Below are 19,232 nucleotides of genomic sequence, written 5' to 3'. Positions count from 1 at the left end.
CATTCTATTCGGCCGTAACAGATGCTGCAGCGTTAGCTACAGCATCTAATTGGCTTAATTTTCTTCCAACTCGATGTTGATACCCAGTGAGCGGATTTCTTTCAACAATACGTTGAACGATTCTGGCATACCTGGTTCCATTTTATGGTTACCATCAACGATGTTTTTATACATCTTAGTACGACCGTTCACGTCATCCGATTTCACTGTTAGCATTTCTTGTAGAGTGTAAGCAGCACCGTAAGCTTCAAGTGCCCATACTTCCATCTCACCGAAACGCTGGCCACCGAACTGTGCTTTACCACCCAGCGGCTGCTGAGTAACAAGGCTGTAAGAACCAGTAGAACGTGCATGCATCTTATCATCAACTAAGTGATTCAGTTTCAGCATGTACATGTAACCAACGGTTACTTGACGTTCAAACTGATCGCCAGTACGGCCATCATAAAGTGTAACCTGACCACTTCGTGGGTATCCACCTAGCTCTAACATGTCTTTGATTTCGCTTTCTTTCGCGCCATCAAATGCAGGAGTTGCAATCGGTAAACCACCTTTTAAGTTTACAGCTAGACGACGAATTTCGTCATCAGAGAAGCTAGCAATGTCTACAACTTGGCGAGATTCACCAATTTCGTAAGCTTGCTTGATGAAGTCACGTAGCTCATGAAGCTCACGTTGTTCTTTCATCATTTCTTCAATGCGCTCACCAATACCACGCGCAGCTAGACCCATATGAGTTTCAAGGATCTGACCGATGTTCATTCGCGATGGTACACCTAGTGGATTCAATACGATATCTACCGTACGACCTTTGTCATCGTATGGCATATCTTCTACTGGTACGATAGTCGAGATAACACCTTTGTTACCATGACGACCCGCCATTTTGTCACCCGGTTGGATACGACGTCTAACAGCAAGGTATACTTTAACAATCTTAAGTACGCCTGGTGCTAAGTCATCACCTTGGGTAATTTTACGACGTTTGTTTTCAAACTTCTTATCGTATTCAGCTTTAAGCTCATCGTACTGGGCTGCTAATTGCTCAAGTTCAGCTTGCTTGTCTTCTTCAGCAAGGCTTTGAGTAAGTAGTTTTTCAGCATTAAGTGACGCTAATCTGTCTTCGTCTTGACCGGCTGCAATAAGTAACTTACGAGCACGATCTAACACGCCTGCTTCAAGAATACGGAATTCTTCATTAAAGTCTTTTTTCGCATCACGAAGTTGCATTTCTTCAACTTCTAGCGCGCGCTTGTCTTTTTCAACACCATCACGGGTGAAAACTTGCACGTCAATTACAGTACCTGTTACAGAGTTTGGTACACGTAATGAGCTGTCTTTAACGTCAGACGCTTTCTCACCAAAGATAGCTCGTAGAAGCTTCTCTTCAGGCGTTAATTGCGTTTCGCCTTTCGGAGTCACTTTACCTACTAGGATATCGCCGCCTTTAACTTCAGCACCGATATAAACAACGCCTGATTCATCAAGCTTGCCTAGTGCAGACTCACCCACATTCGGGATATCTGCTGTGATCTCTTCTGGACCTAACTTAGTATCACGGGCGATACACTGTAGTTCTTGAATATGGATAGTCGTTAGACGATCTTCTTCAACTACGCGCTCTGATAGTAGGATTGAATCCTCGAAGTTATAACCGTTCCATGGCATGAATGCCACGCGAAGGTTTTGACCAAGGGCTAAGTCGCCTAAGTCAGTCGAAGGACCATCTGCTAACACATCACCACGAGTAACCGGTTCACCAACCATACAAGTCGGTTTTTGGTTAATACATGTATTTTGGTTTGAACGTGTGTATTTGGTTAAGTTGTAGATGTCGATACCCGCTTCACCAGGGATGCGTTCTTCTTCATGTACATTAACAACGATGCGACTTGCGTCAGCATACATTACTTCACCACCACGTTTAGCAACAATCGTTACACCAGAATCTTTCGCTAGTGTTAACTCAATACCAGTACCTACTAACGGCTTATCCGCTTTCAATGTTGGTACTGCTTGACGTTGCATGTTTGAACCCATCAATGCACGGTTAGCATCATCATGTTCTAAGAACGGGATAAGTGCGGCCGCTACAGAGATCACCTGTTGTGGTGATACATCCATATATTGCTGATCCATACGACCCATAAAGGTTGATTCACCTTTGTGACGACATGGAATTAGTTCATCTACAAACTCATTGGTTTCAGTTAAGTTTGAGTTCGCCTGTGCGATAACAAACTGACCTTCTTCAATGGCTGATAGGTAATCAACTTCATCAGTTACAACACCGTCTACCACTTTGCGGTATGGTGTTTCTAAGAAACCATAATCATTCGTACGTGCGTACGTAGATAGTGAGTTAATTAGACCGATGTTTGGACCCTCAGGAGTCTCGATTGGACATACGCGACCATAGTGAGTTACGTGAACGTCACGTACTTCAAAGCCTGCGCGCTCACGAGTCAAACCACCCGGACCTAATGCAGAAATACGACGTTTATGCGTTACTTCTGATAGCGGGTTATTTTGGTCCATGAACTGTGATAACTGAGACGAACCAAAGAACTCTTTTACCGCTGCCGAAATAGGCTTAGCGTTAATAAGATCTTGTGGCATGATCGCGTCAAGGTCACCTAAGCTTAAACGCTCACGTACAGCACGTTCTACACGTACTAGACCTACACGGAATTGATTCTCAGCCATTTCGCCAACACTACGAATACGACGGTTGCCTAAGTGATCGATATCATCAACATCGCCTTGACCATTACGAATAGCTATTAGCACCTTCATAACAGACACGATGTCTTCTTTGCTTAATGTACCAGGGCCTGTGTCTGTATCATAACCAACACGGCTATTGAACTTCATACGACCTACTGTTGATAAGTCATAACGTTCTTCTGAGAAGAATAAGTTCTCAAATAAGGCTTCAGCCGCGTCTTTCGTCGGTGGCTCGCCTGGGCGCATCATGCGATAAATTTCTACTAGTGCTTCTAAGCGGCTACTGCTTGAATCAATGCGTAACGTGTTAGAAATATATGCACCGCTGTCAACTTCATTGATATATAGAGTATCAATTTTAGTGTGACCTGCTTTAACCAACTCAGCCATAAGCTCTAGAGTTAATTCATCATTCGCATTTGCGATAACTTCACCCGTTGACTCATCAACGTAGTTTCGCGCAATTACACGACCAATGATGTACTCATGTGGCACTTCTAGTTGGCTAATGCCTTTTTTCTCGATGCTCTTGATATGGCGCGCAGTTACACGACGGCCAGATTCAACGAACACTTCACCATCTTCGCTTTTTATGTCAAAGGCAGCGGTTTCACCACGTAAACGTGAAGGTACAAGTTCCATTAGAACTTTACCGTCAGTTACTTCAAACGCAGTGGTATCGAAGAAGATATCTAAGATTTCTTCACTCGAGTACTCAAGTGCACGTAGGATGATAGACGCCGGTAATTTACGACGACGGTCAATACGTACATATAAGTTATCTTTTGCATCAAACTCAAAGTCTAACCATGAACCACGGTAAGGGATAACACGTGCGTTATAAAGCACTTTACCCGATGAGTGAGTTTTACCGCGGTCGTTATCAAAGAATACACCAGGGCTACGGTGTAGCTGAGAAACGATAACACGCTCTGTACCATTGATTACAAAAGTACCGGTATCGGTCATGAGCGGAATTTCGCCCATGTAAACTTCTTGCTCTTTAATGTCTTTAACTGTGCCTGGCGCTTCTTTATCCATCACCACAAGACGCAATTTTACGCGAAGTGGAGCAGAATAAGTCACACCGCGAATTTGACATTCTTTTACATCGAAAACTGGCTCACCAATACGATAACTTACGTATTGAAGCTCAGAATTTCCCGAGTAGCTTTTGATTGGAAACACAGAACGGAAGGCAGCTTCCAAACCATGATCGCCATCAGCGTCCGGCACTAAGAATTTTTTAAACGATTCTAACTGTGTTGACAGTAAGAAAGGTATATCCAAAACTTGTGGACGTTTACCAAAATCCTTACGGATACGTTTCTTTTCAGAATAAGAGTAAGCCATGGGGTTCCTCAGCTTGCTGATCTTTGACCCGACCTGTTCTTGTAAGAACAGACTTAACTGGCATCTAAGCCAAGATTGTACAACATTTAATTGTTGTTCTAATAGACTCTCACTTTAACACTAGCAAACTATAAAGCGTTGAAAGTAAAGAAAAAATTAGATTTTATTTGAGCTATAGGAATACATCGCTCTATAGCGCAAAAAGGCCGGTGATTAAATAATCACCAGCCCTTGCCTGATTTCTCAGGCAGCGAACTTAGCAAAAGCTAAATTACTTAACCTCAACTTCAGCACCAGCTTCTGTAAGGTCTTTAGCAAGTGCTTCTGCTTCTTCCTTAGAGATAGCTTCTTTAACTGGAGTTGGAGCAGCTTCAACAAGCGCTTTCGCTTCTTTAAGGCCTAGGCCAGTTGCGCTACGTACAGCTTTGATTGCCGCAACTTTATTAGCGCCAGCGCCAGTAAGGATTACGTCAAATTCAGTTTTCTCTTCAGCAGCTTCAGCAGCTGGACCAGCTACCATTGCAGCTGCAGCAGTTACGCCGAATTTTTCTTCCATTGCTTCGATAAGAGCAACAACGTCCATTACTGACATTTCAGCAATTGCGTCAAGGATTTGGTCTTTAGTTACAGACATTACAAATTTCCTAATAATTAACGGACTTTAAGTCCAAAAAAATTTTACACCGAAAGTGATTAAACAGCTTAAAATTAAGCAGCTTGCTCTTCTTTCTGTACACGTACTGCTTCAATTGTTTTACACAATTTGCCAGCAGACGCTTCTTTCATAGCGCTCATTAAGCGTGCAACAGCTTCATCGTATGTAGGTAATGTCGCAAGCATTGCTGCATCAACAACATTTCCTTCAAAAGCGGCCGTTTTAAGCTCAAATTTCTCATTCTTTTTCGCGAAATCTGAAAAGATACGCGCAGCAGCACCAGGGTGCTCTGATGAGAAAGCGATTAAGCTTGGACCAACGAATGAATCAGAAAGGCACTCAAAATCTGTTCCTTCAAGAGCACGTTTTGCTAAAGTGTTACGGACAACTTTCATCCAAACACCCGCTTCACGAGCTTCTTTACGAAGGGCAGTAATTGCACCTACTGTTACACCACGAGAATCTGCAACAACTGCAGATAGAGCACCATTGGCTGCTTCGTTGACTTCAGCAACAATTGCTTTTTTGCCTTGAAGATTTAAAGCCATGGGTGTTACTCCTGGTTTAATGGGGTCACCGACACTCGGTTTCCCTGTTCTACTCTTCCCTATCAAACAAGATAGAGATGCTTTTTACGGCGAGAGCCAGAAGGATTAGGAAAAATCTATCTGGGGATTCACACCGTCTACGTAGGTGAATATTAAGGCCGAAGCCACCTACGGTCTTGGACGGAAGCCCAATTTATCGCTTTACCCGAAGGCTCACCGAAATTATGGACTTCAACCCGAATTCTTTACTTTGCTAACAAACGAATTAATCAGCAAAATGGCGCAAAATTATAGTACAAATTTCACGCCATGTAAACACTCAATTAAACAACAGTTGTTGTTAAAGTGCTTTGGTCAACAGAAACACCTGCGCCCATTGTTGTAGAGATGGTTACTTTCTTAATGTAAACACCTTTTGCTTGTGAAGGCTTAGCCTTCTTAAGCGCAACAATTAGCGACTCAAGGTTTTGTTGAAGTTGCTCAACTGTGAAATCAACCTTACCAATAGTAGTATGGATGATACCATTTTTGTCATTGCGGTAACGCACTTGACCAGCTTTAGCATTTTTAACTGCTTCTGCAACGTTAGGTGTTACAGTACCAGTTTTAGGGTTTGGCATTAGACCACGTGGGCCTAAGATTTGACCTAGTTGACCAACAACACGCATAGCGTCTGGTGATGCAACTACAACGTCAAAGTTCATCTCGCCTTTCTTAACTAGTTCAGCAAGATCTTCCATGCCCACTAATTCAGCACCAGCTTCTTTCGCAGCTTCTGCGTTAGCGCCTTGTGTGAATACAGCAACACGAACATCACGACCAGTACCGTTAGGTAGTACAGTTGCGCCACGAACGTTTTGATCAGATTTACGAGCATCAATACCAAGGTTAACGGCAACGTCAACACTTTCTACGAATTTAGCAGTCGCTAACTCTTGTAAAAGAGCAACAGCTTCGTTGATTTCGTAATCTTTAGTTACTTCCACTTTTTCGCGGATAGTACGCATACGTTTAGTTAATTTAGCCATTTCTTAGTCCTCTACGTTCAAGCCCATCGCACGCGCAGAACCTGCGATAGTGCGAACCGCAGCTTCTAAATCAGAAGCTGTAAGGTCAGGTTTCTTTGTCTCAACGATTTCTTCAAGTTGAGCACGAGTTACTGTGCCTACTTTTTCAGTGTTAGGACGGCCTGAACCAGATTTGATACCTGCAGCTTTCTTAAGTAAGTAAGCAGCCGGTGGCGTTTTCATGTCGAACGTAAATGAACGGTCGCCGTAAACAGAGATCACTACAGGAACTGGAGCGCCTTTTTCGATAGATTCTGTACGTGCGTTAAACGCTTTACAGAATTCCATGATGTTTACACCGTGTTGACCTAGTGCTGGACCTACTGGAGGACTAGGATTAGCCATACCAGCAGCAACTTGTAGCTTGATTAGAGCTTCAACTTTTTTAGCCATTATAAATACCTCATTAGGTGGGTCTTAGCCTTGTGCGCGCGAGGACGCGTACTCTAGCGGCTTCCCAGTTTAAAAATTGGTTTCTCACTTTTTATAATCAAATCAAGAAACTCTATCATTGAATACAAAAAGGCCGCTGATTATAAGTTAATCAGCGGCCTTTATCAAGTCTTATGCTGAGTAATAAATTACTTAGCATAAACTATCTAATTTTATTATTTATCTTGCTCAACTTGACCAAATTCAAGGTCAACTGGCGTAGAACGACCAAAGATAAGTACCGATACTTTTACGCGGCTCTTTTCATAGTCAACTGCTTCTACTACACCACTAAAGTCAGCAAACGGGCCATCAACAACGCGTACCACTTCACCTGGTTCAAATAATGTAGCAGGTTTAGGTGCTTCTGCATTTTCTTGTAGACGGTTAAGAATACGATCTGCTTCTTTCGTGCTAATTGGTGCTGGACGATCAGACGTACCACCAATAAAGCCCATTACGCGTGCTGTGCTATTTACTAAGTGCCAGCTTGCGTCATTCATATCCATTTGTATAAGCACATAACCTGGGAAGAATTTACGCTCAGACTTGCGCTTTTGACCTGCGCGCATCTCAACAACTTCTTCAGTTGGTACTAATACTTCACCAAAGCTCTCTTCAAGACCTTCGATTTTAATATGCTCTAAAATAGTTTGTGCTACACGCTTCTCGTAACCTGAGAAAGCCTGTACTACGTACCAACGTAGTTTAATCTCTTTCTTCTCATCCGACATGGGATCAGATCTCCAATCCAGTTAAAAAGCCTACTGCGCGGAATAATACGCCATCTAATCCCCAAAGGATAAGTGCCATAATCACAGTTGCAACCATTACAATAAATGTCGTATGGGTAGTTTCTTGACGCGTTGGCCATACTACTTTACGTACTTCGATACGTGCTTCTTTGGCAAAAGCAAGAAATGCTTGCCCTTTACCAGTGAGTGAAGCAATACCTAAACCTGCCGCAACCGCAAACACTACACCAATTGCACGGTATAGAGCAGATGCATCTGCGTACATGTGATTACCAACTACTGCGCCTGCAAGTAGCGCAATTGCCACAAGCCACTTTACTGAATCCATCGCACTCGATGGTGTTTCTACATTCGTGCTCATAATATTATTACCTTAACTACAGACACAACAACCTTACACAAAGGAAAGGCTAATCCATTAAAATCTAAACTTAAAAACAGACTTATTTAAACCGATTTTTAATCTCAGACTTCACCCTCAAAAAGGATGAAATGGCAGGGGCGGAGAGACTCGAACTCCCAACCATCGGTTTTGGAGACCGCTGTTCTACCAATTGGAACTACGCCCCTGCAAAGTGGATGCCTATTATACTTACGCAATTCATTAACACAAGAGTAAAAGATACTCATATTATAAAATCTTAGCGGTTAATTAACCTCTTGATTGTAAAATGGCGAAACTGAGCCTACCAAAGCGGTAAGTTATATCTATTAGGCTTTACTTTTCAAGATGTCATACACATCTATTAACAGTCCTGATGCACCAAATCTAAATGTTGGGGTGTTTACATACTCCTTCCCCATGATATTTAAACCTAGTTGCAAATAGTTACTTGCATCAACAACAGTTTTAACGCCTCCAGCGGCTTTAAAGCCGACTGCCTTTCCTGACATTTTAATCGTCCGTAAAATAATTTCAGCCGCTTCAAGCGTAGCGTTAACTGCAACTTTGCCGGTGCTGGTTTTAACAAAGTCAGCACCACCGGCAATTGCTATTTCTGTCGCCAGTGTTATCAACTGCGCTGTTTTTAGTTCGCCGGATTCTATAATTACTTTTAATTGTACGTGTTCAGGACAACACTCTTTACTGGCACGCACATATTCTAGCGCTGTGGCTTCGTCCCCCGCGATTAAAGCTTGATACGGTAACACCAAATCAATTTCATCTGCGCCACGCTCTATTGCGATTAATGTTTCATTAATTACTTCACTTAGCTCACTGTTGCCTGAGGGAAAGTTAGTTACTGTGGCGACTTTTACATAACTAAGCTCGCGCTCAGCTAAAGCAAGCTTGGCGTCATCAACAAACTCACTATAAACACACACTGCTGCCGGAATACCTAGGTTGGGCTTAATACTAGCCACCAAGGCCTGTATTGCCGCCGTGCTATCATTACTATTTAAACTCGTTAAATCCATTAATTGCACAGCTAATGCCGCACCTACTAATTTAGTTGTCATAAATTGCGCCTAAATATTCATATACCGCTTTTTGGAATACGCATAGTATCAAAATTTAGCATTCTCGCTATAGCTCATAACCAAACACTATAAGCTATTCAAACTGAGTGATAAACATTGCAACTGCGCTCAATCCCTTGTTAACTAAGCCTTAAGCCAAATAAGCCCACCCTATATAACATTTAGTTATATAAACTGGGTTTTAATTATTTTTTACTTAGCTTAGGGCGCTATATTCTGCGCTTCTGAAGACGCATTTATATGCTGTTATTTTTCCAAGGGGTTACACGATGCAATATTTACCTATCTTTACCAAGCTAGACAACAAGCCTGTACTGGTCGTTGGTGGTGGAGAGGTCGCATTACGCAAATGTCGCGCGTTTTTAAAAGCACGCGCAAATGTAACCTTAGTAGCACCTTGGTTTTGTGATGAGTTAAAAGAACATGCGCATAATAACGAAGTCACGCTAATTGATGCTTATTTTGATGAATCGCACCTTGATGGCAAAATGCTCGTAATTGCAGCAACAGATAAAGATGCTGTCAATAATGATGTTTTCGAGTTGGCTAATGCACGAAATGTATTTGTTAACGTGGTGGATGATCAACCTAAGTGTACCTTTATTTTTCCTTCAATTGTTGATCGTGATCCGATCACTATTGCCATTTCCAGCGCTGGCACAGCGCCAGTCTTAGCACGTCGCTTACGTGAAAAACTCGAAACGCTAATTCCACAGCATATAGGCCCATTAGCAACTTTGGTTGGTAGTTTTCGTGACAAAGTAAAACAACGTTTTACAAGTTTTGCTGATCGCCGTCAATTTTGGGAGGGCGTATTTGATTCATCGGTTGTAAGTAAAATACAAAGTGGTGATACAGAAGCAGCTGCTTCCCAACTTGAGCAGTTACTTAATATAAAACTAGCACCTGAAGGCGAAGTATATGTCATAGGTGCAGGTCCAGGCGATCCTGAGTTGCTAACATTGAAAGCACTACAATTAATGCAACAAGCTGATGTGGTCGTTTATGACTACCTAGTGTCTGATGAAATAATGGAGCTTGTACGTCGTGATGCAGATTTAATCTGCGTAGGTAAACGTTTAGGCGATCATAGTGTTGCCCAAGAAGACACGAATCAACTGCTTGTTGACCTTGCTAAGCAAGGTAAAAAAGTGTGTCGAATTAAAGGTGGCGACCCATTCATTTATGGTCGTGGTGGCGAAGAAGTACAAGTATTAGCCGCAAACCAAGTAAACTATCAAATTGTTCCAGGTATTACTGCAGCGGCTGGTTGTAGCGCCTATGCGGGGATCCCGCTAACGCACCGAGATCACGCGCAATCAATTCAGTTTGTAACTGGTCACTGTAAAAAAGATGGCCAAGAATTAGATTGGCAATCGCTTGCTAAACCACATCAAACATTAGCAATTTATATGGGTGTCATTAAGTCCCCACATATTCAAGCTCAGTTATTAAAACATGGCCGCGGCGCAGATACTCCCGTGGCTATTATTGAAAACGGCACACGCAAAAATCAACGTGTAGTTACCGGGAAGTTGGGTGAACTCGCCGATTTAATCGAACGCCATAGCATTATTTCACCGGCATTATTAATTATTGGTGAAGTTGCATCATTACATGAGCAACTTCATTGGTTTGGCACAAAAGCGCAAACCAGCAGCTTTGCTCAACCGCTAACAGATGTTGCATAAGCTTCAAATTATTTAAATATTTTAACTTTTAATCATTTTAGTAGGACGACTAACAATGGCTTTAACTCACCTTCAGCAATTAGAAGCTGAAAGTATAAAAATCATGCGCGAAGTGGCTGCTGAGTTTGAAAACCCAGTAATGCTTTACTCTATCGGTAAAGACTCTTCCGTGCTATTGCACCTTGCTCGTAAAGCGTTTTACCCAGGTAAAATTCCGTTTCCACTTCTGCACGTTGATACCGACTGGAAGTTTAAAGAGATGATTGAGTTTCGTGACCGTTTGTCAAAAGAGTATGGCTTTGACTTAATCGTCCATAAAAACCCTGAAGGCCTGGCAATGGGCGTTGGGCCATTTACACATGGCTCAGGTAAGCACACTGACATAATGAAAACTCAAGGCTTAAAGCAAGCACTTGATAAGTATGGTTTTGATGCTGCTTTTGGTGGTGCCCGCCGCGATGAAGAGAAATCTCGCGCAAAAGAGCGTGTTTACTCGTTTCGTGATAAACACCATAGATGGGATCCTAAAAACCAGCGTCCAGAGCTTTGGAATACCTATAACAGCCAAGTAAACCCGGGCGAAAGCATTCGTGTATTCCCGCTGTCTAATTGGACCGAACTTGATATTTGGCAATACATCTACCAAGAAAACATTGATATGGTGCCATTGTACCTAGCAAAAGAGCGTCCAGTTGTTGACCGTGACGGTACGCTGATTATGGTTGACGATGAACGTATGCCGCTTGCTGATGGCGAAGTACCGATGATGAAATCTGTACGTTTTCGTACTTTAGGTTGTTACCCACTTACAGGTGCCGTGGAATCTACGGCCAGTACTTTAACCGAAATTATCGAAGAAATGCTGTTATCGACTTCATCAGAGCGTGAAGGTCGTGTAATTGACCATGATTCAGCAGGTTCAATGGAGAAGAAAAAACGTGAGGGCTATTTCTAATGTCTAATCAAAATAACGACACAATTAATGAAGTAAAAGAAATAGGCATCGATGCCTACCTTGCTCGCCAGCAAGATAAAAGCCTATTACGTATGCTGACCTGTGGTAGCGTAGATGACGGCAAATCAACCCTGATTGGCCGCCTACTGCATGATAGCCACCAAATTTATGAAGATCAGCTAGCCGCCCTTCATAAAGATAACGAAAAAGTAGGTAACGCAGGCGAAGAGCTTGATTTAGCTCTTTTAGTTGATGGTCTACAAGCTGAACGTGAGCAAGGTATCACCATAGATGTTGCTTACCGTTATTTTTCAACAGCAAAGCGCAAATTCATCATTGCTGATACCCCAGGACACGAGCAATACACACGTAACATGGTAACGGGTGCGTCAACTAGTGATGTAGCCATTATTCTTGTTGATGCGCGTTACGGTGTACAAGTACAAACTAAACGTCATAGCTTCATTTGTGATTCACTGGGCATTAAACAGTTTGTGGTTGCCGTGAATAAAATGGATATCGTTGATTTTGACGAAACCGTTTATGAGCGTATTAAAGCCGAGTACTTGCACTTTGCTGAGCAACTTAACGTATCAAACATTAAGTTTGTGCCTATGTCAGCACTTAAAGGTGACAACGTAGTAACTCGTTCAGCACATACACCGTATTACACCGATAAGCCGTTGCTAGAGCTGCTAGAAGACTCACCAGCAGCTGAAACAGATACAGGCTTTGAAGCGCGTTTTCCTGTCCAATATGTAGTACGTCCTAACCTTAACTTCCGTGGTTTCCAAGGTACATTAACCTCGGGCAAGTTAAGCGTTGGAGATGCTATAAAAGTTTTGCCATCGGGTAAAACATCAAGCATTAAAGAACTAGTAACGTTTGACGGTAACTTAGATACCGCACAAGCAGGCCAAGCAATTACTATAACGCTTAACACTGAAATTGATATTAGCCGTGGCGATGTTATCGTCCCAGCTGAGTCAACCGCTACAGTGACTAACCAAGTACAAGCGAAATTGGTATGGATGCATGAAGCCCCCCTGGTTTTAGGTAAAAGCTATAACTTTAAGTTGGGCAGTAAAAACACCTCAGCCATCGTGAAAAAGATTGATCACACCATTGATGTGAACACGCTTGAACACGGCAGCGCGGATAGCTTACAGCTTAACGAAATCGCGATTGTAACCTTAGAATTGACCGAAACTATTTTGGCTGATACTTATCACAACAATCATGAAACCGGTGCATTTATCTTAATTGATCGCCTATCTAACCTAACAGTTGCAGCGGGCATGGTTGAGCAAGTTCTAACTAGCCAAGAACAGAGCGGTAACTTTAGTGATTTTGAAGTTGAGTTTAACACTTTAGTACGCAAGCACTTCCCACATTGGCAAGCGCTTGATATCTCAAAGCTTAAATAATCAACTTCGCCTGTTAAGGATATATAAAGCATGTATCAACAGCTAGTATTAACAGGCATTATGCTCACTTTAGTCGGGTGCCTTTTTGGCACGCGACTAAAGCCAGCATGGCTTTTTGTCAGTGGTATTGGTATTGCCTATCTTGGTGGTTTAATTGAACTTGAAGATATGCTTATTAACTACGCTAACCCATCACTGATCACCCTTGTGTTATTAGTGTTAGTATCGATTGCGGTAGAAAAAACCACGCTCGTACAAAAGCTTGCCCAGTCATTATCAAAAGGAAGTTTAACCAGCTCAGTCACTAAACTTGGCCTTTCGACCGCCTTTTTATCCTCATTTACGAATAATACCGCCGTGGTAGCGTCGCTTATCACCGCAATTAAAGACAGCCCAACACATTCACCTTCAAAGCTGCTACTCCCGCTGTCGTATACCGCTATTTTAGGTGGCACAATCACCTTAATTGGCACCTCAACAAATTTAATCGTCAATGGCTTTGCCGTTGATGCTGGCATGGCACCGCTGGGCTTTTTCGACTTTACCTTAGTCGGCTTAGGCGCATTAAGTGTTGGCCTTATCACTATTTTAGTAATGCTAAAATACCTGCCTGACAACGGCAAAAATGACCAAGAAGTGGTGCCCTTTTACCTCGAAGGTAAAATAGAAGAAGGCTCAAAGCTAATTGGTAAAAGCGTAGAAGAAAACGGCCTACGTGAATTAAAAGACTTATTCCTCGCTGAAATTATCCGCGGCGATAAACGTATTTGCGCCGTCACGCCTCAACAAGTTATTAAAGCAGGCGATGTACTACTATTTGTTGGCGATATAAAATCAGTCCCGCTATTAACTCGCTTTGACGGTCTAAAAGTAGTCCATGACAAACATGAAAAAGACGTAGAACACCTTGTTGAAGTAGTCGTTAGTCAATCATCAAAGTTTATAGGCAAAACGGTTAAAGAAGTACGTTTTCGTGAACAGTTTCATGCCGCAGTGATTGCTATTCGCCGTGGTCACGACCGCTTGCAAGGCGGCCTTGGTAAAGTAAAACTACAAGCAGGTGATTCACTGATCCTTGCCCCAGGTAAAGACTTTTATACCTTACCTAATTTAAAGCGTGAGTTTGTGTATATCTCCGGGCTTGATTTACAAACTCATTTAGCACCTAAACAATCTAACTTAGTATTAGCCAGCTTTGCGGTGGTACTCGGTTTAAGTATTGTTGGCTATGTGCCACTGGTAAAAGGTTTACTCGTTTTATTAATCGGCTTAATGCTCACCGGCACTATAAAACTCAGTGAAGTAAAGCGTCGTTTCCCAATCGAATTACTCGCAGTTGTTGGCAGCGCCATTGGTCTTGCTAAGTTAATGATAGGAACAGGCCTTGCTGGCGAAATATCGTCAGCGCTGTTTTATGTACTCGGGGATTTTGGCCCGTACGGCGCTTTTATCGCGATTTTTGTGATGACAGTATTATTTACCGAACTAATCACGAATAACGCCGCAGCTGCATTATCATTCCCTGTCGCGTATGCATTGGCTATTGGCTTCAATGTTGACCCGCTGCCGTTTATTATGGCGGTTGCCTTTGGCGCATCAGCCAGTTTTATATCACCATTTGGTTATCAAACTAACCTAATGGTTTACAGCGCCGGTAACTATCGTTTAAAAGATTATGTATTAATGGGATTACCGCTTTCAATTATTTATTCAATAACGGTATTAACCCTGATCCCGCTGGTGTTTCCATTTTAAACCAGCGCACCACGAAAAGAGGCATAGCAAATGGATGAAAATATTGTTTGGCATAATTACGCAATTACCAAAACACAACGTAGCGAACACAAAAGCCATAAGCCTGCTATTTTATGGTTTACAGGGTTTTCAGGTTCAGGCAAAAGCACCGTGGCAAACGCCCTTGAAAGCGCACTAAATCAACAAGGTATTCATACTTATCTACTTGATGGTGACAACGTACGCCACGGTTTATGTAAAGACTTAGGCTTTAGTGACGAAGACCGCATTGAGAATATCCGTCGCGTAGGGGAAACCGCCAAACTCATGGTTGATGCAGGTATTTTGGTACTCACCGCATTTATTTCACCTTTTCGCGCTGAACGCGATATGGTCAGGAACTTAGTTGATGACGGTGAATTTATAGAAGTATTTTTAGACACGCCTTTAGACGTGTGTGAAAGTCGCGACCCTAAAGGCTTATACAAAAAAGCCCGCGCTGGTGAAATAAAACACTTCACAGGTATAGATTCAGACTACCAAATACCTAATTCACCTGAAATAACCCTAGATACCAGTAAAAATACCCTAGACCGATCGGTGCAAGAGCTGATAGCGTATCTTAAACAACAGCAAATAATTAAAGGTTAAGTCATGAACCAAACGGAACTGCTAGAAGAAGTATTGATCCTCGCCCGCCAAGCTGGTTGTGCAATTATGGGGATTTACGAAAAGGATTTTAACGTTGAATACAAAGCTGATGAAAGCCCAGTTACCGACGCCGATCTTGCAGCCCACAAAGTGATTGCCAATGGCCTAGCCCACTTAACGCCAGATATTCCTGTATTAAGTGAAGAAAGTGCCGACATTAGCTGGGATATTCGCCAAACCTGGACTCGCTATTGGCTTGTAGATCCAATTGACGGCACCAAAGAGTTCATTAAAAAGAATGGCGAATTTACCGTTAACATCGCTTTGATTGAACACGGCAAACCAATTTTAGCCGTAGTCGATGCTCCTGCACTTGGCGTATCGTACCTAGCCGCGGAGGCAATCGGCGCCTTTAAAGACAAAGGCGACGAACGCATAGAGCTTAAGGTGACTACTAAACCTAACAAAGGGTTAATTCGCGTAGTCGGCAGCCGCTCGCACCCGTCACCTGATTTAGCCGAGTTTGTAAAACGCTTTGATGAAATTGAAATGGTCTCAAAAGGCAGCTCACTCAAACTGTGTCTAGTCGCCGAAGGCAGCGCTGATATTTACCCTCGCTTAGGCCCAACCTGCGAATGGGACACCGGCGCAGGCCACGCCATTGCTGAAATCGCTGGCGCGAAGGTCACTAAACTCGACGGCAGCCCGCTTGTTTATAACACCAAAGATGAATACCTGAATCCGTATTTTATTGTTTCAGCGGTGGAAGAATAAAAGCTTTCAGCTGTAAGCTATCAGCCGTCAGTTTAAGAACTGATCGGCGTTACATTTGACGCCGAGGCTGGGTAGAGCGAAGCAAAACCCAGCATGCTGAACTATAAGCTGTAGAGCTTTAAGCGGTAAGTTATAAGCGCCTCAAAACCCAACCCGTAGGAGATGGCTTTAGCCACGAAAAATCCTACACCGAACTCTATTAAAAAAACAAATTTCACCACAGAGACCACCGAGGCACTTCGCGCTGCACAGAGATTGTTTTTGTAGGTCGGGGTTTACCCCGTCACATTGTCAGGCTAAAGCCAGACCTACAAGACATAAAACCGTAAGTCCAAATATACCCGTAGGAGATGGCTTCAGCCACGAAAAAGCCTACACTGAATTCTATTTAAAAAGGCAATTTCACCACCGAGCGCACCGAGGTTTGATATTCATGTTCTTTTGTAGGTCGGGATTTATCCCGTCACATTTTTCAGGCTAAAGCCAGACCTACAAGACATAAAACCGTAAGTCCAAATATACCCGTAGGAGATGGCTTCAGCCACGAAAAAGCCTACACTGAATTCTATTTAAAAAGGCAATTTCACCACCGAGCGCACCGAGGTTTGATATTCATGTTCTTTTGTAGGTCGGGGTTCATCCTGTCACATTTTTCAGGCTAAAGCCTGACCTACAAGATGTAAAACCGTAAGTATAAATCCCATGTAGGAGATGGCTTCAGCCACGAAGAGCTCTGTACTGCATCTATTTGATAAACAATCCCACCACTTCGAAAATCAACTCTCCTAAAAATACTAAAAACCCCGCTAAGTTTTCTTGCGGGGCTGTTTAGATTTATATTTCAGTTAACTAATAAAGCTATATAGCAATGCCATTACGGCAAGAACGCCGACAAACAATACAAATAATGTGCTAAAGCGGCCACGGTATTTTTGTAATGCGGGGACTTTATAAACGGCAATCATCGGCATGATGAATAAGATCATCGCAATAATTGGCCCTGAAAGCTTATCCATCATATCTAAGATGCTTGGGTTTTGAACTGCACAAAACCAAATTGCAAAAAACATGATTGCAACACCAATCTTATCTGCTATTTTAACGTCTAATTTAGTTTGCTTTGTTACAAGACCATTAAAGCTTTCACGTGCTCCTAAAAAATGACCCAAGAATGAAGATGTAATAGCAATAAATGCAACTAGAGGACCTAGCGTTGCTATAAATGAATTATCAGTTACATTTGCAAGGTAAGATAAAACTGACACATTTTGTGCTTTAGCTTGTAACATTTGCTCTGATGTTAAAGAAAGCACACACGAAAATACAAACAGCAGTACAAACACGATTAAAAGTAAGCTGGTACGCTTCAAAATCGCTTCAGACTTAGCTGTAGCTTCCTTACCATAGTGACCTCGCTGTATATTTGCAAAGCTTGAGATAGCCGCAGCATGGCTAAAAGAGAACACTATAATAGGAATTGATAACCATAATGTTTGGCTAAAGCTACCAAACTCTGGGAAACTCATATTTGGCATTTGCCAGCTAGGAATTAAATACAAAGATAAAAAGAATAATATGCCAACCAACGGGTATACCAATATTGCAAAGGCACGTAGCATTAGCTTTTCGCCACCTAACATTAGGCTGATCATACCTGCTACCAAAACACCTGAAAGTAATGCTCGAGATGGTGACTCCATCCCGAGCTGATTTACCATAAAGCTATCAACTGTATTGGTTAAACCTACACCATAAATAAGTAAGATTGGAAATATTGATAAGAAGTACAATAATGAAATTAGTCGCCCTGCATTGACACCAAAATGCTCTTCAACTACATCGGTAAAGTCCGCATCTTTATTTTTTGACGACAATACAAAACGCGCTAAACCTCGATGAGCTAAAAAAGTCATAGGAAAAGCTAAGCAAGCTAAAATCACCAACGGCCAAAAACCACCAATCCCTATATTTATTGGCAGAAACAAAATACCAGCACCCACGGCAGTACCAAAAAGACTCAACACCCACTGGGTATCATGAAAATTCCATTTAGATTTGCTTGTTGTCGATGCCTCAAATTGCGCAGCATCAGTGGAAGAATTCATGCACTTCACCTATTAGAATAATAATTTGGCAAGAGCATATAGAAGTCAGCTAAAAATTTCAGGTTTTGACGATGCAATTAAGTAAATAATGCTAAATATGCTGTAATTGATGAGTTACTAACTGTCACTAATTTGAAACAGTCGTGAAATCAAAATTAAAATTCAAATAGAGGAAATAGATTTACTCGTTTCCATATTAAAATAAATCATATGTAGAGCTGTAAAATCACACACACTATTTGAGCTCACTCAGTAAGATGTAGGTCGTGATTTATCGCGACAACCGATATGTGAGGGTATATCGCTTTCAGATGAACGCCTGAGCGACATTGACCACCTTGCTCGCTTTTTCACTTTCCTGCAGACGTAAAAAAGCCCGACTCAGTGAGTCGGGCTTTCTTTATTTGGAGCCTGGCGATGACCTACTTTCACATAACAAATGCTACACTATCATCGGCGCTGTTTCGTTTCACTACTGAGTTCGGCATGGGATCAGGTGGGTCCAAAACGCTATTGTCACCAAGCAAATTGGGTATTAATTCGCTCTTCGAGCAAATTAATTAAAATTTGGAAAATGGCTGATAATTGTCTTCTTACACCTTTAAGCTTATCGCTTACAGCTGCCAGTAATCTACTTTAGTTGTCGCGATAAATCACGACCTACAATCTTAACTTCTTGCGCTTAAACAGTCACATAAAACGCGTTTGGCGTTGTATGGTTAAGCCTCACGGGTAATTAGTACAAGTTAGCTTAACATATCACTATGCTTCCACACCTTGCCTATCAACGTTGTAGTCTCCAACGGCCCTTCAGAGAGCTTATAGCTCTAGTGAGAAATCATCTCGAGGCCTGCTTCGCGCTTAGATGCTTTCAGC

General features: G+C 42.3%; 15 protein-coding genes, 1 tRNA gene and 2 rRNA genes. 6 read left to right on the top strand and 12 right to left on the bottom strand.

Going from position 1 to position 19,232, the window contains the following annotated elements; translation table 11 throughout:
- Nucleotides 1–54: 54 nt before the first annotated feature.
- The 9 genes from rpoB to deoC form a co-directional block, all read right to left on the bottom strand.
- Nucleotides 55–4,080 (bottom strand): DNA-directed RNA polymerase subunit beta, encoded by a 4,026-nt coding sequence (rpoB, locus tag ADS77_RS20550; RefSeq protein WP_054206869.1) that lies wholly within the window; start codon nt 4,078–4,080, stop codon nt 55–57.
- Nucleotides 4,081–4,351: 271 nt separating this feature from the next.
- The gene (gene rplL, locus ADS77_RS20545) at nt 4,352–4,714 is read right to left on the bottom strand and encodes a 50S ribosomal protein L7/L12 (protein ID WP_054206868.1); all 363 of its coding nucleotides are present in this window, start codon (nt 4,712–4,714) and stop codon (nt 4,352–4,354) included.
- Nucleotides 4,715–4,788: 74 nt separating this feature from the next.
- Nucleotides 4,789–5,283, bottom strand: a complete 495-nt coding sequence (gene rplJ / locus ADS77_RS20540) for a 50S ribosomal protein L10 (protein WP_054206867.1) — start codon at nt 5,281–5,283, stop codon at nt 4,789–4,791.
- Nucleotides 5,284–5,606: 323 nt separating this feature from the next.
- The gene (gene rplA, locus ADS77_RS20535) at nt 5,607–6,311 is read right to left on the bottom strand and encodes a 50S ribosomal protein L1 (protein ID WP_054206866.1); all 705 of its coding nucleotides are present in this window, start codon (nt 6,309–6,311) and stop codon (nt 5,607–5,609) included.
- A gap of 3 nt (nt 6,312–6,314) precedes the next feature.
- Complete coding sequence (rplK, locus tag ADS77_RS20530; RefSeq protein WP_008108462.1) at nt 6,315–6,743, bottom strand: 50S ribosomal protein L11; 429 nt, start codon at nt 6,741–6,743, stop codon at nt 6,315–6,317.
- 215 nt (nt 6,744–6,958) lie between these two features.
- The gene (gene nusG, locus ADS77_RS20525) at nt 6,959–7,516 is read right to left on the bottom strand and encodes a transcription termination/antitermination protein NusG (protein WP_054206865.1); all 558 of its coding nucleotides are present in this window, start codon (nt 7,514–7,516) and stop codon (nt 6,959–6,961) included.
- Between the two features lie 4 nt (nt 7,517–7,520).
- On the bottom strand, nt 7,521–7,898 hold the full coding sequence (gene secE, locus ADS77_RS20520; RefSeq protein WP_054206864.1) for a preprotein translocase subunit SecE: 378 nt from the start codon (nt 7,896–7,898) through the stop codon (nt 7,521–7,523).
- Nucleotides 7,899–8,030: 132 nt separating this feature from the next.
- Nucleotides 8,031–8,107, bottom strand: a tRNA-Trp gene (locus ADS77_RS20515).
- Between the two features lie 141 nt (nt 8,108–8,248).
- Nucleotides 8,249–8,998 carry a deoxyribose-phosphate aldolase gene (gene deoC, locus ADS77_RS20510; RefSeq protein WP_054456074.1) on the bottom strand — a complete coding sequence of 250 codons (750 nt, stop codon included), beginning with the start codon at nt 8,996–8,998 and terminating at the stop codon, nt 8,249–8,251.
- A 290-nt stretch (nt 8,999–9,288) separates the two neighbouring features.
- Between deoC and cysG the strand changes: the two genes are divergently transcribed.
- The 6 genes from cysG to cysQ are packed head-to-tail and all read left to right on the top strand — an operon-like array spanning nt 9,289 to nt 16,251.
- A complete protein-coding gene (cysG, locus tag ADS77_RS20505) occupies nt 9,289–10,710 on the top strand; it encodes a siroheme synthase CysG (protein ID WP_054456072.1) in 1,422 nt (473 codons plus the stop codon).
- 55 nt (nt 10,711–10,765) lie between these two features.
- Nucleotides 10,766–11,665, top strand: a complete 900-nt coding sequence (cysD, locus tag ADS77_RS20500; protein WP_054206861.1) for a sulfate adenylyltransferase subunit CysD — start codon at nt 10,766–10,768, stop codon at nt 11,663–11,665.
- The gene (gene cysN, locus ADS77_RS20495) at nt 11,665–13,092 is read left to right on the top strand and encodes a sulfate adenylyltransferase subunit CysN (protein WP_054206860.1); all 1,428 of its coding nucleotides are present in this window, start codon (nt 11,665–11,667) and stop codon (nt 13,090–13,092) included. The genes cysD and cysN overlap by 1 nt, the downstream gene beginning before the upstream one ends.
- A gap of 30 nt (nt 13,093–13,122) precedes the next feature.
- On the top strand, nt 13,123–14,847 hold the full coding sequence (locus ADS77_RS20490) for an SLC13 family permease (protein ID WP_054206859.1): 1,725 nt from the start codon (nt 13,123–13,125) through the stop codon (nt 14,845–14,847).
- 30 nt (nt 14,848–14,877) lie between these two features.
- On the top strand, nt 14,878–15,477 hold the full coding sequence (gene cysC, locus ADS77_RS20485) for an adenylyl-sulfate kinase (protein ID WP_054206858.1): 600 nt from the start codon (nt 14,878–14,880) through the stop codon (nt 15,475–15,477).
- A gap of 3 nt (nt 15,478–15,480) precedes the next feature.
- Nucleotides 15,481–16,251: a 3'(2'),5'-bisphosphate nucleotidase CysQ gene (gene cysQ, locus ADS77_RS20480; RefSeq protein ID WP_054456070.1), complete on the top strand. Its 771-nt coding sequence runs from the start codon at nt 15,481–15,483 to the stop codon at nt 16,249–16,251.
- 845 nt (nt 16,252–17,096) lie between these two features.
- Here cysQ and ADS77_RS20475 read toward each other — a convergent pair.
- From ADS77_RS20475 to ADS77_RS20465, 3 genes are all read right to left on the bottom strand, one after another.
- Entirely contained in the window at nt 17,097–18,356 is a 1,260-nt protein-coding gene (locus ADS77_RS20475; protein WP_054456068.1) for an aromatic amino acid transport family protein, read from the bottom strand.
- Nucleotides 18,357–18,765: 409 nt separating this feature from the next.
- Nucleotides 18,766–18,880 (bottom strand): 5S ribosomal RNA (rrf, locus tag ADS77_RS20470).
- Between the two features lie 191 nt (nt 18,881–19,071).
- Nucleotides 19,072–19,232, bottom strand: a 23S ribosomal RNA gene (locus ADS77_RS20465); the annotation flags it as partial.

The organism is Pseudoalteromonas porphyrae, from assembly GCF_001298125.1.
In the GTDB taxonomy this organism is placed as follows: Bacteria; Pseudomonadota; Gammaproteobacteria; order Enterobacterales; family Alteromonadaceae; genus Pseudoalteromonas; species Pseudoalteromonas neustonica.
This window is presented reverse-complemented; position numbering and strand designations above follow the sequence as displayed.

Excerpts from the sequence above, each read along its gene's own strand:
- rpoB (WP_054206869.1), bottom strand. The coding sequence starts at position 4,080 with ATGGCTTACTCTTATTCTGAAAAGAAACGTATCCGTAAGGATTTTGGT.
- rplL (WP_054206868.1), bottom strand. The coding sequence starts at position 4,714 with ATGTCTGTAACTAAAGACCAAATCCTTGACGCAATTGCTGAAATGTCA.
- rplJ (WP_054206867.1), bottom strand. The coding sequence starts at position 5,283 with ATGGCTTTAAATCTTCAAGGCAAAAAAGCAATTGTTGCTGAAGTCAAC.
- rplA (WP_054206866.1), bottom strand. The coding sequence starts at position 6,311 with ATGGCTAAATTAACTAAACGTATGCGTACTATCCGCGAAAAAGTGGAA.
- rplK (WP_008108462.1), bottom strand. The coding sequence starts at position 6,743 with ATGGCTAAAAAAGTTGAAGCTCTAATCAAGCTACAAGTTGCTGCTGGT.
- nusG (WP_054206865.1), bottom strand. The coding sequence starts at position 7,516 with ATGTCGGATGAGAAGAAAGAGATTAAACTACGTTGGTACGTAGTACAG.
- secE (WP_054206864.1), bottom strand. The coding sequence starts at position 7,898 with ATGAGCACGAATGTAGAAACACCATCGAGTGCGATGGATTCAGTAAAG.
- deoC (WP_054456074.1), bottom strand. The coding sequence starts at position 8,998 with ATGACAACTAAATTAGTAGGTGCGGCATTAGCTGTGCAATTAATGGAT.
- cysG (WP_054456072.1), top strand. The coding sequence starts at position 9,289 with ATGCAATATTTACCTATCTTTACCAAGCTAGACAACAAGCCTGTACTG.
- cysD (WP_054206861.1), top strand. The coding sequence starts at position 10,766 with ATGGCTTTAACTCACCTTCAGCAATTAGAAGCTGAAAGTATAAAAATC.
- cysN (WP_054206860.1), top strand. The coding sequence starts at position 11,665 with ATGTCTAATCAAAATAACGACACAATTAATGAAGTAAAAGAAATAGGC.
- ADS77_RS20490 (WP_054206859.1), top strand. The coding sequence starts at position 13,123 with ATGTATCAACAGCTAGTATTAACAGGCATTATGCTCACTTTAGTCGGG.
- cysC (WP_054206858.1), top strand. The coding sequence starts at position 14,878 with ATGGATGAAAATATTGTTTGGCATAATTACGCAATTACCAAAACACAA.
- cysQ (WP_054456070.1), top strand. The coding sequence starts at position 15,481 with ATGAACCAAACGGAACTGCTAGAAGAAGTATTGATCCTCGCCCGCCAA.
- ADS77_RS20475 (WP_054456068.1), bottom strand. The coding sequence starts at position 18,356 with ATGAATTCTTCCACTGATGCTGCGCAATTTGAGGCATCGACAACAAGC.